The organism is Streptosporangium lutulentum (assembly GCF_030811455.1).
GTDB classification, from domain to species: Bacteria; Actinomycetota; Actinomycetes; order Streptosporangiales; family Streptosporangiaceae; genus Streptosporangium; species Streptosporangium lutulentum.
Genome location: NZ_JAUSQU010000001.1, coordinates 4,246,414 through 4,259,956 on the forward strand (window position 1 = coordinate 4,246,414; position 13,543 = coordinate 4,259,956).

Here is a 13,543-nt window from a genome sequence, read left to right on the forward strand (position 1 = left end):
GCCGGTCCGCAGGACCGGCGACTTGTGTGGGCTGAAACCTCAACCACAAACCCTATAGGACCCAAATTGGTTTAGACCACTGGGAGGGTCGGGTCGGTTCTTCCCTAACCCATGAACAGGTATCGCACCATTCAAGTAAAGTGCCCGACTCGTCACTTTAAACACCGCTATCCCCCCAAGGACCAGCCATGACAGACAATGATCGTCTTTTGACGAAGGGGCTCTTACCCGGCGTCCTCACCGGTCTCGGCGCCATGGTCCTGGGCGCCGCAGCCTACGGCGCGCTCCTCGGCTTCAGCGGCTACGGGTTCGGGTACGTCGGCGCCGGCGTCGGCGTCCTCGTCGGGCTCGCCATGACGGCGGCCGAGCCCACGAGCCCGGTTCTGCCCCCGCTGGCCGCCCTCTTCTCACTGGCCGGCGCCGCACTCGGGCAGCTGGCCGGAAGCACCGTCAGCTGGGCGCAGAGGTCCGGCAGCGATTACGGCGCCGCCCTCCGCGACACGTACACGGCCTTCCCCCAGCAGCTCGGGGATCGACCCGTCTGGATCCTGTTCTGGGTGATCGCCGCCTGCGCGGGCTTCGGCTTCGTGCGCAAGCACGTCACGTCCGCCCGCAGAGCGCTCGCCGCCCCGTCCCTCCCGCAGCGGGACGAGGCCGGGCACGCGGACGACGTCACCCCGCGGAAGCGGGCCTAGCCGTACCCTCGCCCGAAGAGACGCCTGCCGGCGAACGAGGCGCGGGCCGTACGAGCGGAGAGCCCGGACCCGCACGGGGCGCCGGCTCTCCGCCGCTCGCGGACTCGCCCACGGGCTCGTCTACGGCGCCAGCATGTCGACCGTGAGGTTGGCCTCGGTGTTGGGGATGCCGATGTCCTGGGCCCGCTTGTCGGCCATGGCGAGCAGGCGCCGGATCCGGCCGGCGATGGCGTCCTTGGTCAGCGGCGGATCGGCGAGCTGGCCGAGCTCCTCCAGGGAGGCCTGCTTGTGCTCCACCCGGAGACGACCGGCGATCACCAGATGCTCGGGAGCCTCCTCGCCGAGGATCTCCAGGGCCCGCTGGACCCTGGCCCCCGCGGCGACCGCGGCGCGAGCGGAGCGGCGCAGGTTGGCGTCGTCGAAGTTGGCCAGACGATTGGCCGTCGCCCGCACCTCGCGGCGCATTCGCCGCTCCTCCCAGGCCAGCACGCTGTCATGGGCGCCCAGCCGGGTCAGCAGCGCGCCGATGGCGTCGCCGTCACGGACCACGACCCGGTCGACACCGCGGACCTCGCGGGCCTTGGCGTGGATCTTCAGTCTCCGGGCGGACCCGACCAGCGCGAGCGCCGCCTCCGGCCCCGGGCAGGTGACCTCCAGCGACATCGAACGCCCCGGCTCGGTGAGGGAGCCGTGAGCCAGGAAAGCCCCTCGCCAGGCCGCCTCGGCGTCACAGGTGGCTCCCGCGACGACCTGACGGGGCAGGCCGCGGACCGGGCGTCCGTGGTTGTCGATCAACCCGGTCTGCCGTGCCAGCGCCTCCCCGTCGCGGTAGACGCGCACCAGGTATCGCGACCCCTTGCGCAACCCCGCGGGGGCCAGGACGAGCACCTCGGCCTTGTGCCCGAACACCTCGTTGATGTCCTTGATGAGTCGCCGGGCCGTGACGTTGGTGTCCAGCTCCGCCTCGATCACAATTCGCCCGCTCACCAGGTGCAACCCGCTCGCGAACCGAAGGAGTGTCGACACCTCGGCCTTACGGCAGCAAGGCTTCAGGACCGGCAGCCGGCTCAGCTCGTCCTTCACCACACCTGTCATCGCCATGTGCGTTCGTCCTCCCCCATACAGACCCCCATGCGGCCCGAGATAAAAATCAGGCTCACAGAAGTTTCTCGCACTCCTGAGCACCGCTGACCAGGATCAACGCTTCTCACGGAAAATCTCGTCCAGGACGGAGGCAAGACGTTGTGCATCGTGTCGCGGCGAACCGTCCTCGTCCGCGACGGAGGCCATGACGAGCCGCCCGCCGAGCTCGGCGGCGGCCTTGTCGAGTTCTTCCTGGTCGTCGGCCACCCCGGTGTCGGCGAGCACCACGTCGATCTCCAGGGCGGGTGCGTGCTGCCGCAGCACCTCCAGGTGTTTCTGGGGCGAGAAACCGTCGGTCTCCCCGGCCTGGGGTGCCAGGTTCAGCGCCACCAGACGGCGCGCGCGGGTGCTGTGCAGCGCCTCGGCCAACTCGGGCACCTTGAGGTGGGGCAGCACGCTGGTGAACCAGGATCCCGGACCGAAGACGACCCAGTCGGCGTCCAGGACGGCCTGAACCGCCTCGGGGCAGGCGGGCGGATCTTCCGGGACCAGCGAGATGGCCCGGACCCGGCCCGGGGTGAGCGCGCAGGCCACCTGGCCGCGCACCGTGCTCACCTGGCCGTCCAGCTCCACCTCGGCGGCGATGTCGAGCGGTACGGAGGCCATCGGCAGCACCCGCCCGTGCGCGCCGAGCAGCCGCCCGACCCAGTCGAGCCCGGCGACCGTGTCGCCCAGCCGTTCCCACAGCGCCACGATCAGCAGGTTGCCCACCGCGTGCCCGTGCAGGTCTCCCTCACTGCGGAAACGGTGCTGGACGACCTCGCTCCAGGTCCGTCCCCACTCGTCGTCACCGCAGAGCGCGGCCAGGGCCATCCTCAGATCTCCCGGGGGCAGCACGCCGAGCTCGCGGCGGAGCCGCCCGCTCGATCCCCCGTCGTCGGCGACGGTGACCACCGCCGTCAGCTGGGAGGTGACCCTCCGAAGCGCGGTCAGTGAGGCGTACAACCCATGCCCGCCACCCAGCGCGACGATCTTGAGATCTTCATTCACTCCCGGCCCACATCCCGATGACTCACCTGCACCTCCATGCCACCCCGGTCTCGCAGGCGGCCGCCGATCTGCTCGGCCATCGCGACACTGCGGTGCTTGCCGCCGGTGCAGCCGACGGCGAGCGTGGCGTAGCTCTTGCCCTCGCGGGTGTAGCCGGAGGCGATGATGCCGAACACCTCTTCGTAGGCGTCGAGGAGCTCCTTTGCACCCGCTTGGTTGAGAACGTACTCCCGAACGGGAGCGTCGAGACCGTTCATCGGGCGAAGTTCGGGAACCCAGTGCGGATTGGGCAGGAACCGGCAGTCGACGACCAGGTCCGCGTCGACGGGCAGGCCGTACTTGTAACCGAAGGAGACCACGTTGACGCGCAGGCCAGGCCGGTCCTCGCCGCCGAAGAAGGCGACGATCTTGCCGCGGAGCTCGTGGACGTTGAGGTTGGAGGTGTCGATGACCAGATCGGCGTTCGCCCGGACCTCACGCAGGATGCCGCGCTCGCGGGCGATCCCGTCGACCAGGCGGCCGTCTCCCTGAAGCGGGTGCGGACGGCGGACGTTCTCGAATCGGCGGACCAGTTCCTCGTCGCTGGCCTCGAGGAACACCACGCGCACGGCGACGCCGCGCCCTTCCAGCTCCTCGATCGCGGCGTTGAGGTCGGTGGTGAAGGCCAGGCTGCGCACGTCGACCACCGCGGCCACCTTGTCGGCGGCCAGCTTGACCCGCCCGGCCTCCTCGGCCATGGCGAACAACAGGCCCGGTGGCAGGTTGTCGATGACGAACCAGCCCAGGTCCTCAAGTGCCTTGGCGGCGGTGCTCCGTCCGGCCCCCGACATTCCGGTGACGAGGACGAACGCGGGTTCTCTTTCGCTCATGTGCTCTGCCCTTTCAAGGCCGACACGATCGTCTCGGCCGTCAGCGGGCCGATCCCGGGAACCTCGCAGATCTGCGCCGCGGTCGCCTCCCGCAGCCGTTTTACCGACCCGAAATGCTTGATCAGCGCCTGTCTGCGGGCCGGACCAAGACCGGGGACCTCATCCAGAGCGCTTTCCTTCACGCTCTTCGACCGCTTGGAACGATGGTAGGTGATGGCGAAGCGATGAGCCTCGTCACGTACCCGCTGAAGGAGGTAAAGGGCCTCGCTGGAACGGGCGAGGATCACCGGCAGGTCCTCACCGGGAAGCCAGACCTCCTCCAGCCTCTTGGCCAGACCGCAGACCGCCACGTCGTCCACGCCCAGTTCGTCGAGCGCCCTCCGGGCCGCCGCCGCCTGCGCGGGCCCGCCGTCCACGACGACCAGGTTCGGTGGATAGGCGAATTTGCGCGGCCGGCCGGTCTCCGGGTCGATGCCCGGTTGGACGTCGAACTCACCTTCGGCCTCGGGCTCAGCCCCCGCCTCAGACTCGGACCCGGCTCCGCCGTCGAACTCACCCCCGGCCTCGGGCTCAGCCCCCGCCCCAGACTCGGGCTCGGCTCCGCCGTCGAACTCACCTTCGGCCTTGGGCTCGGCTCCGCCGCCGAACTCGGCCCCGGCCTCGGCGTCGAGCTCCCCGGTGGCGGAGCGCTCCTCCAGGTATCGCTTGAACCTGCGCGAGATCACCTCGTGGATCGAGGCGACGTCGCCCTCGGTGGACCGCACGGAGAACCTGCGGTATTCGCTCTTGCGGGCCAGGCCGTCCTCGAACACCACCATGGAGGCCACCACGTTGGTGCCCTGGATGTGGGAGACGTCGTAGCACTCGATGCGGAGCGGCACCTGGTCCAGCTCAAGCGCGTCGGCGATCTCCTGCAGTGCCTTGCTCCGCGCGGTCAGGTCACTGGCGCGCTTGAGCTTGTGCTGCTTGAGAGACTCCCCGGCGTTGCGCTCGACGGTCTCCATCAGCGCCTTCTTGTCACCGCGCTGCGGAACGCGGATCTCCACCCGGGCCTTTCGGTGCTCTCCGAGCAGTTCCGCGACCGCCTCGGTCTCGGGCAGCGGGACGGGCACCAGCACCTCCCTGGGCAGGGTCTCGGCGCTCGCGTCGCCGTACATCTGCAGCAGGAACTGCTCGACCAGCTCGCCCGGCCCGACCTCCTCGACCTTGTCGACCACCCATCCGCGCTGGCCCCTGATGCGCCCGCCACGGACGTAGAACACCTGGACCGCCGCCTCCAGCGGATCCTCCGCCAGCGCGACCACGTCGCAGTCGGTGTTGTCGCTCAGCACCACGGCCTGCTTCTCCAGCGCCCGCTGCAGGGCCTGGAGGTCGTCGCGCAGCCTGGCCGCCCTCTCGTACTCCTGCTCGACGGCCGCCTGGCGCATCTCACTCTCCAGCCGCTTGATGAAGCGGCCGGTGTTGCCCGACATGAAGTCGCTGAAATCCTCCGCCAGCGACCTGTGCTCCTCGGCGGTGACCCGGCCGACGCAGGGCGCGGAGCACTTGTCGATGTATCCCAGCAGGCACGGCCGGCCGATCTGCGCGGCCCGCTTGAACACCCCCGACGAGCAGCTCCTGATCGGGAACACCCGCAGCAGCAGGTCGACCGTCTCCCTGATCGCCCAGGCGTGGGAGTAGGGGCCGAAGTAGCGGGTGCCCTTGCGCTTCGCGCCGCGCAGCACCTGGACCCGGGGGAACTCCTCCCCCATGGTGACCGCGAGATAGGGATAGGACTTGTCGTCGCGGTATTTGACGTTGAAGCGCGGGTCGTACTCCTTGATCCAGGAGTATTCGAGCTGGAGCGCCTCGACCTCGGTGCCGACGACCGTCCAGTCGACGCCGACGGCGGTCGTGAGCATGGTCTGGGTGCGCGGATGCAGTCCGGCGAAGTCCGCGAAGTAGGAGTTGAGCCGCTGGCGCAGGCTCTTGGCCTTGCCCACATAGATGACCCGGCCACCGTCATCTTTGAATCGGTAGACACCGGGCGATTCGGGAATCGACCCCGATTTTGGCCGAAAACTTATCGGGCCACCCATAGATCTCGCCACACTGCAAGCCTATCGGCCTTCACCGACAGGATCCCTTTCCCTGTTCGTGGGATTCCCTGTTCGTGGGATTCACACGACACCGCCGCCGGGATCGCGGCCCGGCGGCGGTGACCCGGCCGGGTTCAGGCGAGGCTGATCGAGTCGCCGTTGACCTTGATCGGCTTCTCGGCGAGCGGCTGGCTGGCCGGGCCGTTCGCCACCGAGCCGTCCGCGATGTTGAACTTGCTGCCGTGGCACGGGCAGTTGATCGTTCCGCCGTCGACGGCGTCGACGTCGCACCCCTGGTGGGTGCAGACGGAGGTGAAGCATTTGAACTCCCCGGCCTTCGGCTGGGTCACCACGAGCTTCTCGTCCTTGAAAATCTTGCCGCCGCCCTCGGGGATGTCGGCGGTCTTGGCGAAACCCGTCGCCGCGGCGCCCGCGTCCGCGCCGCCTCCGGTGGTGGCCGGCGCCGCGGCGCCGCCGTCCGTCGCAGACGTGTCGCCGTAACCCGAGCAAGCGGTCAGCACGACGGCCATCCCGGCGCCTCCCGCGCCCAGCATCACCGCACGACGTGTTGTATCTGTCATGGTCACCCTCCCAGGATCATTCATCATTTGGTACGGCTGGCACCCCGATGAGGGTTCAGCCTGCCGTAAGGCTTGTTGAATGACTGTGAAGAATTACGCCCTCGGCCGTCGTATCCGACAGTGGCCGAAACCGCGCGCCCGAAACCCCGCGCGCCGGACCTCGCGGTTCGGAGCGCGCCGCGAACCGCCCGGGGCGGGCCGTGGGTTCGCGGACCGCGAGGCTGGCTCTCACTCACGAAGATCTCCCCGTCAGGGCCGGCCCCATCGAGGATGCCGATGGAGGGGGCCGGCCCTGACGCCGGTCTCAACTGCCGAGGATCTTGCGCAGGAAGCGGCCGGTGTGACTTTCGTCGACCAGGGCGACCTCCTCGGGCGTGCCGACGGCCAGCACGCTGCCGCCCCGGGAGCCGCCCTCGGGGCCCATGTCGATCACCCAGTCGGCGGTCTTGATCACGTCGAGGTTGTGCTCGATGACGATGACCGTGTTGCCCCCGTCCACGAGCTTGCCGAGCACGCTCAGCAGCCGCCGGATGTCCTCGAAGTGCAGGCCCGTGGTCGGCTCGTCCAGCACGTAGATCGTCCGGCCGGTGGATCGGCGCTGCAGCTCGGAGGCGAGCTTGACGCGCTGGGCCTCACCGCCGGACAGGGTCGTGGCGGGCTGGCCGAGCCGGACGTAGCCCAGGCCGACGTCGTTGAGCGTCTTCAGGTAACGCTTGATGGCCGGGATGGCGTCGAAGAAACCGAGGGCCTCCTCGATCGGCATGTCGAGCACCTCGGAGATCGTCTTGCCCTTGTAGTGGACCTCCAGGGTCTCCCGGTTGTATCGCGCTCCGTGACAGATCTCACACGGCACGTAGACGTCCGGCAGGAAGTTCATCTCGATCTTGAGGGTGCCGTCTCCCGAACAGGCCTCGCAGCGGCCGCCCTTGACGTTGAAGCTGAACCGGCCCTTCTGGTAACCGCGGACCTTGGCCTCGGTGGTCTGCGCGAACAGGTCGCGCACCTTGTCGAAGACCCCGGTGTAGGTCGCCGGGTTCGATCGGGGCGTGCGGCCGATGGGCGACTGGTCCACATGCACGACCTTGTCGACCTGGTCCATCCCGTTGACCCGCGAGTGACGGCCGGGGACGGTGCGCGCGCCGTTCAGCTCCTTGGCCAGGGCGTTGTAGAGGATGTCGTTGACCAGCGTGGACTTGCCGGATCCGGACACCCCGGTGACCGCGGTGAACACCCCCAGGGGGAACTCCACGTCGACGCCCTTGAGGTTGTGCTCGCGGGCGCCCTTCACCGTGATCTGCCGCTTCTTGTCGCGCTTGCGGCGGTGCGCGGGGATGGCGATGCTCTTGCGACCGGACAGGTAGGCGCCGGTCATCGAGTCTTCGGAGGCCAGCAGTTCCGCCACCGTGCCGGAGACGACGACCTGGCCACCGTGCTCGCCCGCGCCGGGGCCGATGTCCACCACCCAGTCGGCGGCGGCGATGGTGTCCTCGTCGTGCTCGACCACGATGAGCGTGTTGCCCATGTCGCGCAGCCTGATCAGGGTCTCCAGCAGCCGATGGTTGTCCCGCTGGTGCAGCCCGATGGAGGGCTCGTCGAGCACGTAGAGCACGCCGACCAGGCCGGAGCCGATCTGGGTGGCCAGCCGGATGCGCTGGGCCTCGCCCCCGGCGAGGGTGCCCGAGGCCCGATCCATGGTCAGGTAGTCGAGACCGACGTCGAGCAGGAAGCCCATCCGGGCGTTGATCTCCTTGACCACCCGCTCGGCGATGTGCATGTCACGGTCGGACAGCTTCAGTTCCGCCAGGAACGCCGCGCAGTCGCCGATCGACATGGCCGAGACGTCCGCGATCGAGCGGTCGTCCACCGTGACGGCCAGCGAGACCGGCTTGAGCCTGGCCCCCTTGCAGGCCGGGCACGGGATCTCCCGCATGTAGCCTTCGTATTTCTCGCGCATGCCGTCGCTCTCGGACTCGGCATGGCGGCGCTGCACCCAGGGGATCACCCCCTCGAAGGTGGTGTAGTAGGAGCGCTGGCGGCCGTAGCGGTTGCTGTAACGGACGTGGACCTGCTCGTCGTGCCCGCGCAGCAGGGCGTTCTGCGCCTTCTTGGGGAGCCGCTCCCACGGGGTGTCGATCGCGAACCCCATCGCGAGGCCGAGCGCCTCGACGAGGCGGATGAAGTAATCGCTGGTGTGGCCTCCCGCCCACGGGGAGATCGCCCCCTCGCCCAGGGCCTTCTCCGGGTCGGGCACGATCAGGTCGGGGTCGACCTCCATCCGGACACCCAGTCCGGTGCACTCGGGACAGGCTCCGAAGGGCGAGTTGAAGGAGAACGAGCGGGGCTCCAGCTCCTCGAACGACAGGTCGTCGTAGGGGCAGTAGAGGTGCTCCGAGTAGAAGCGCTCGCGGTTCGGGTCGCCCTCGGGAAGATCGACGAACTCCAGGGTGATCGTGCCGCCGGAAAGCTGCAGGGCGGTCTCCACCGAGCCGGTGAGGCGGCTGTTCGCGCTCTCCTTCACCGAGAGCCGGTCAACGATCACCTCGATGTCGTGCTTCTCCTGCTTCTTCAGCGTCGGCGGGTCGTCCAGCCGGACCACCGTGCCGTCGACGCGGGCCCGCGCGAAGCCCTTGGCCTGCAGTTGGCTGAAGAGCTCGGCGTATTCGCCCTTGCGACCGCGGACCACCGGGGCGAGCACCTGGAAGCGGGTGCCCTCCGGAAGCTCCATCACCCGGTCGACGATCTGCTCCGGGCTCTGCCGGGCGATCGCGCGCCCGCACTGCGGGCAGTGCGGCTTGCCGATGCGCGCCCAGAGCAGGCGGAGGTAGTCGTAGACCTCGGTGATCGTGCCGACGGTCGAACGCGGGTTACGGCTCGTCGACTTCTGGTCGATCGACACCGCGGGCGAGAGCCCCTCGATGAAGTCGACGTCGGGCTTGTCCATCTGCCCGAGGAACTGCCTGGCGTAGGCCGACAGCGATTCGACATATCGCCGCTGTCCCTCGGCGAAAATAGTGTCGAAGGCCAGGCTGGACTTGCCCGAGCCGGACAGTCCGGTGAAGACGATCAGAGAGTCTCGCGGCAGGTCCAGCGAGACGTCTTTGAGGTTGTGTTCACGTGCGCCACGCACGATGAGGCGGTCAGCCACAGCAGTCCCGACGTCGATGTAGAAGGGTCAAAAGCAGTCGCGGGAAGGATAGCGATGGGGTCCGACAATTTCCGGAGCCTCATGGGGCCCAGGATTTCCCCGCCATCTCCAGACTACGGTCCTCCCCCGAGCACGATGAGGGCGTTCGTGGTTTCAACCACGTGAACACCGCTGTTTATGCCCGGCACACCCCTCACCCCCCGGCACGACCGCTCCATGTCGCCCCAGCCGGGACGTCCGGATGTGCCCCGGCACGCAGTCTTGAAGGAGATCACGACGTGCGAGGGCAGATGTCCCGGACCCGGCCCGGGCCGGACTCGCCGCCTTCGCCGACCGGCGCCCCCACTCTCCACCCCCGCGGAGCGCGTCCCGCCCGTCACCGGCCGTCGGCCGGGCTTAGGGTGATGCCCGGGGACCAAGGGCAACCGGCCCGCCACGGCCGGCGTGGGCCCGCCCGCGCCACTGCGGCCGATCATGCTCGTGCCCCTCGCCTTCCCGCCCATCCGCTCGAGGAGTATCCGTGACGTACACAGGTGACGTGCAGGTCGGCGGCCCCGCCGACGTGCGCGAACTGCCCGCCCTGACGATCGCCAAACTGGCGGTCGGCCCGTTCGACAACAACGCCTACCTGCTCCGATGCGCCATGACCGGCGACGGCCTGCTCATCGACGCCGCCGCCGAGGCCGACTGGCTGCTGGCGCTCATCGGCGACCGGCCGATCAGCAAGATCGTCACAACCCACCAGCACGGCGACCACTGGCAGGCCCTGCAGGAGGTCGCCGGGGCGACCGGCGCCACGGTGATCGCCCATCCGCTCGACGCCCCCGCCCTGCCGGTGCCGGTGGACCTGGAGGTCGAACGCGGCGACGTGGTCACCGTGGGCGCGGTCGCCCTGGACGTGATCCACCTGCGCGGGCACACGCCGGGCTCGATCGCCCTGCACCATGCCGGCCACCTGTTCACCGGCGACTCGCTCTTCCCCGGCGGGGTCGGCAACACCAACAAGGATCCCGAGCGGTTCGCCCAGCTCTTCACGGATGTGTCGGAGCGGATCTTCGATCGGCTTCCCGACGACACCTGGGTCTATCCGGGCCACGGCAAGGACACCACGCTCGGCGCCGAACGCCCGTCCCTGCCCGAATGGCGCGAACGCGGCTGGTGACCCCTTCCGTGCACGGGCGTCCCCGTGCACGGTCACCGGCTCTTCTCCGATCCCCGTGAGCACGGCCTCCGGCGCCTCTCCGGGTACGGCCGGCGCCCGAAGGCGTCAGCCGTACGTCCGGCCGCCGAAGGCCCCGGCGATCCGCTCCTCCGGCATCAGGTGATGCTCTCGGCCTCTTTGCGCTCCTTGCGCTTCTCCCGCTTGAACATCAGGACACGCAGCGGAATCGTGGCCACGATGGTCATCTGCATGATGGCCCCGACCTTGATCAGCGTGTCGCCGCCGGCCAGACCCGCGGCCCAGATGGTCAGGCAGGCCACGTTGATCATCATCCAGGCGAGCACGGCGGCGGCCAGATTGCCCTTGGGCTTGGGATATTCGATCCGGCTCACCATCAGGTAGGCCACCCCGAAAATGGGCAGCACGGTCCAGATGGACGGCGGGAACAGCAACACGACGGAGACCACGGTCATGGCGCCCATCGGGATGGGCAGGCCCATGAAGTCGCCGCTCTTGGTCTTCACGCAGGCGAAGCGCGCGAGCCGGATGACCCCGGCCAGCAACACCGACGCCGCCGCGACCATGACCAGCAGAAACGGGATCTGCTGATTGAATCCAGCCCAGATGACCACCATGAAGGCGGGTGCGAAGCCGAAGCTGATCACATCCGCCAGGTTGTCCAGCTCGGCGCCCATGGCCGAGGCCCGGAACTTCCGGGCCACCAGGCCGTCGAACAGGTCGCAGATGGCACCGATCAGCAGCAGCACCACGGCGGTGCCGAAGAACCGCGGGTCCGCCGCGAAGCCCTTGCCCTCCTGCAGCGAGCTGATGGCCGACCAGGCGAGTATGCAGACGGCCAGAAAGCCGCAGAGAGCGTTGCCGAGCGAGAGAGAGTCGGCGGCGGAGAGACGAAACGCCTTACCTACGGGTCCCCGGGGTTCGTCGTCGGTCTCGTCCATCGGCCAGCTGGCGTCAGCCGTGGTCAAGACCCGTCACCCCCGCGATGGTCTTCTCCCCGACGGACACCGCCGGAACGATTCCCTCGGGAAGGTAGACATCCACTCGCGAGCCGAGCCTGATGAGCCCGATCCGCTCCGCCCGGCCCACCTTCGCTCCGACGTTCACGTACGGCACGATGCGACGCGCGACCGCGCCGGCTATCTGGACCAGCTCGATGTCGCCGAGCGCGGTGTCCAGATGCCACACGACCCGCTCGTTCGTGTCGCTGTCCTTGTTGAAGGCGGGCAGGAACCCTCCGGGCATGTGCTGCATCGAGGTGACCGTACCGGCCAGCGGTGCGCGGTTGACGTGCACGTCGAGCGGGCTCATGAAGATGGCCACCCTCGTACGGCCGTCCGGCCACGGGTCGATGCTCTGTACCACGCCGTCCGCGGGCGACAGGATCCGCCCGGTTCCCGGCGTGCGCTCGGGATCGCGGAAGAACCAGAGCATGCCTCCGGTGAGCGCGGTCAGCGGGGCCGCTGCCAGCGCCCAGCGCCGATCACGGCGGCTGAGCAGCGATGTCACAGCGGCAGCGGCCGCGGTAGGAAGCAACCACGGGGAGACGCCACGCGCCAGCCGTACCCGGCCTGGCTGGTGGCTTGCTGAATCGTGGGACACAGGGAACCTTTGTGATGTCTTGCGGCATTAGACCGGTATGTCTACCCGCGCTGGGGCAGGATGCTACCTATCTCTCAGCCCTTATATGGCGGAACGAGACAAGCAAAGCGTCTCACGCGCCAATCCGCTAGCCCTGTTTAGCACTCGCGGGGGTGGTGTTTCCCTTGCTTGCGCGCACGTCACGCCGGGCCTTGATCAGGCTTGCCACGGTAGTGATCACCATGGTGATGCCGATGACCGACAAAGACACCCAGATCGGCACTTCAGGTGCCCACGAAACGCCGCTGGTGTGCAGAGCCTCAGCAATCAGCTTAACCCCGATGAAACCAAGGATGAACGCGAGACCGTAGCTCAGGTAGACCAGTCGCTGGAGCAGACCGCCCAGGAGGAAGTACAGCTGACGCAGGCCCATCAGGGCGAACGCGTTCGCGGTGAAGACGATGAAGGCGTCGGTGGTCAGACCGAAGATCGCCGGAATCGAGTCGAGCGCGAACAGCAGGTCGGTGGTGCCGATCGCGATCATCACGATCAGCAGCGGGGTGACCATTCGCTTGCCGTTGACCTTAACGACGATCTTGGAACCCACGTAGTCGTCGGTGTGGGGCAGCACCCGCCGGGCCCAGCGCAGGACCGCGTTCTCCGCGACCTCGTCATCGTCACGGCCGTGCTGGCGGACGAGCTGCACCGCGGTGTAGATCAGGAACAGGCCGAAGACGTAGAACAGCCAGCTGAAGTTCGCCAGCGCCGCCGCGCCGATGGCGATGAAGATGCCTCGCATGACCAGGGCCATCAGGATGCCGATCAGCAGCACCTTGTGCTGGTGGATCTTCGGCACCGCGAAGCGGGTCATAATGATGTAGAAGACGAAGAGGTTGTCGATGCTTAGGCTGTACTCGGTGAGGTAGCCGGCGAAGAACTGACCTGCGTGGGTCGGCCCGTCGAACACCCACAGGATGATGCCGAAGATCACAGCGAGCGTGACGTAGAAACCGACCCAGAAACCGGCCTGCTTCAGGGAGAACTCTCGTGGCTCACCCCGGTCGACGATCCAGAGATCGAAGGCGAGGACGACGAGAAGACCGCCGATGACGGCGAACCATGCCCAAACAGGAACGCTCACAATGAACTACCCTCCGGCGGAATGCGTGACAAACTGCCGGAGGTCTCTCCCGCCCGCCTGAAAAATGGTGCGGACCGACAGCCCCGGGGGCCTCGTGGGGCGAGGCAGCACCGTGATGACGAGACTGTCACGAAGGGATA

At 68.1% G+C, this 13,543-nt stretch carries 11 protein-coding genes; 2 read left to right on the forward strand and 9 right to left on the reverse strand.

Annotated features, from left to right (window positions below; all coding sequences use genetic code 11):
- Positions 1-188: 188 nt before the first annotated feature.
- Entirely contained in the window at positions 189-695 is a 507-nt protein-coding gene (locus tag J2853_RS18995) for a hypothetical protein (RefSeq protein WP_307559759.1), read from the forward strand.
- A gap of 120 nt (positions 696-815) precedes the next feature.
- On the opposite strand, the gene whiA is transcribed toward J2853_RS18995, so the two are convergent.
- From whiA to uvrA, 6 genes are all read right to left on the reverse strand, one after another.
- Entirely contained in the window at positions 816-1,796 is a 981-nt protein-coding gene (gene whiA, locus J2853_RS19000; RefSeq protein ID WP_089212700.1) for a DNA-binding protein WhiA, read from the reverse strand.
- Positions 1,797-1,892: 96 nt separating this feature from the next.
- On the reverse strand, positions 1,893-2,810 hold the full coding sequence (locus tag J2853_RS19005; RefSeq protein WP_307568730.1) for a gluconeogenesis factor YvcK family protein: 918 nt from the start codon (positions 2,808-2,810) through the stop codon (positions 1,893-1,895).
- A 14-nt stretch (positions 2,811-2,824) separates the two neighbouring features.
- Positions 2,825-3,697: an RNase adapter RapZ gene (gene rapZ / locus J2853_RS19010; protein WP_307559763.1), complete on the reverse strand. Its 873-nt coding sequence runs from the start codon at positions 3,695-3,697 to the stop codon at positions 2,825-2,827.
- Complete coding sequence (uvrC, locus tag J2853_RS19015; protein WP_307568731.1) at positions 3,694-5,775, reverse strand: excinuclease ABC subunit UvrC; 2,082 nt, start codon at positions 5,773-5,775, stop codon at positions 3,694-3,696. Before uvrC ends, rapZ begins: the two co-directional genes overlap by 4 nt.
- 134 nt (positions 5,776-5,909) lie before the next feature.
- Positions 5,910-6,356: a Rieske (2Fe-2S) protein gene (locus tag J2853_RS19020; RefSeq protein ID WP_307559765.1), complete on the reverse strand. Its 447-nt coding sequence runs from the start codon at positions 6,354-6,356 to the stop codon at positions 5,910-5,912.
- Positions 6,357-6,660: 304 nt separating this feature from the next.
- Complete coding sequence (gene uvrA / locus J2853_RS19025) at positions 6,661-9,501, reverse strand: excinuclease ABC subunit UvrA (protein ID WP_307559767.1); 2,841 nt, start codon at positions 9,499-9,501, stop codon at positions 6,661-6,663.
- 520 nt (positions 9,502-10,021) lie between these two features.
- On the opposite strand from uvrA, the gene J2853_RS19030 reads away from it, so the two are divergent.
- A complete protein-coding gene (locus J2853_RS19030; protein WP_307559769.1) occupies positions 10,022-10,663 on the forward strand; it encodes an MBL fold metallo-hydrolase in 642 nt (213 codons plus the stop codon).
- 155 nt (positions 10,664-10,818) lie between these two features.
- On the opposite strand, the gene pssA is transcribed toward J2853_RS19030, so the two are convergent.
- From pssA to J2853_RS19045, 3 genes are all read right to left on the reverse strand, one after another.
- Entirely contained in the window at positions 10,819-11,649 is an 831-nt protein-coding gene (gene pssA, locus J2853_RS19035; protein ID WP_307559771.1) for a CDP-diacylglycerol--serine O-phosphatidyltransferase, read from the reverse strand.
- Positions 11,636-12,283 carry a phosphatidylserine decarboxylase gene (locus tag J2853_RS19040; RefSeq protein WP_307559773.1) on the reverse strand — a complete coding sequence of 216 codons (648 nt, stop codon included), beginning with the start codon at positions 12,281-12,283 and terminating at the stop codon, positions 11,636-11,638. Before J2853_RS19040 ends, pssA begins: the two co-directional genes overlap by 14 nt.
- A gap of 127 nt (positions 12,284-12,410) precedes the next feature.
- Positions 12,411-13,403: a TerC family protein gene (locus J2853_RS19045; protein WP_307559775.1), complete on the reverse strand. Its 993-nt coding sequence runs from the start codon at positions 13,401-13,403 to the stop codon at positions 12,411-12,413.
- Between the last annotated feature and the right edge of the window lie 140 nt (positions 13,404-13,543).

Excerpts from the sequence above, each read along its gene's own strand:
- whiA (WP_089212700.1), bottom strand. The coding sequence starts at position 1,796 with ATGGCGATGACAGGTGTGGTGAAGGACGAGCTGAGCCGGCTGCCGGTC.
- J2853_RS18995 (WP_307559759.1), top strand. The coding sequence starts at position 189 with ATGACAGACAATGATCGTCTTTTGACGAAGGGGCTCTTACCCGGCGTC.
- rapZ (WP_307559763.1), bottom strand. The coding sequence starts at position 3,697 with ATGAGCGAAAGAGAACCCGCGTTCGTCCTCGTCACCGGAATGTCGGGG.
- uvrC (WP_307568731.1), bottom strand. The coding sequence starts at position 5,775 with ATGGGTGGCCCGATAAGTTTTCGGCCAAAATCGGGGTCGATTCCCGAA.
- J2853_RS19020 (WP_307559765.1), bottom strand. The coding sequence starts at position 6,356 with ATGACAGATACAACACGTCGTGCGGTGATGCTGGGCGCGGGAGGCGCC.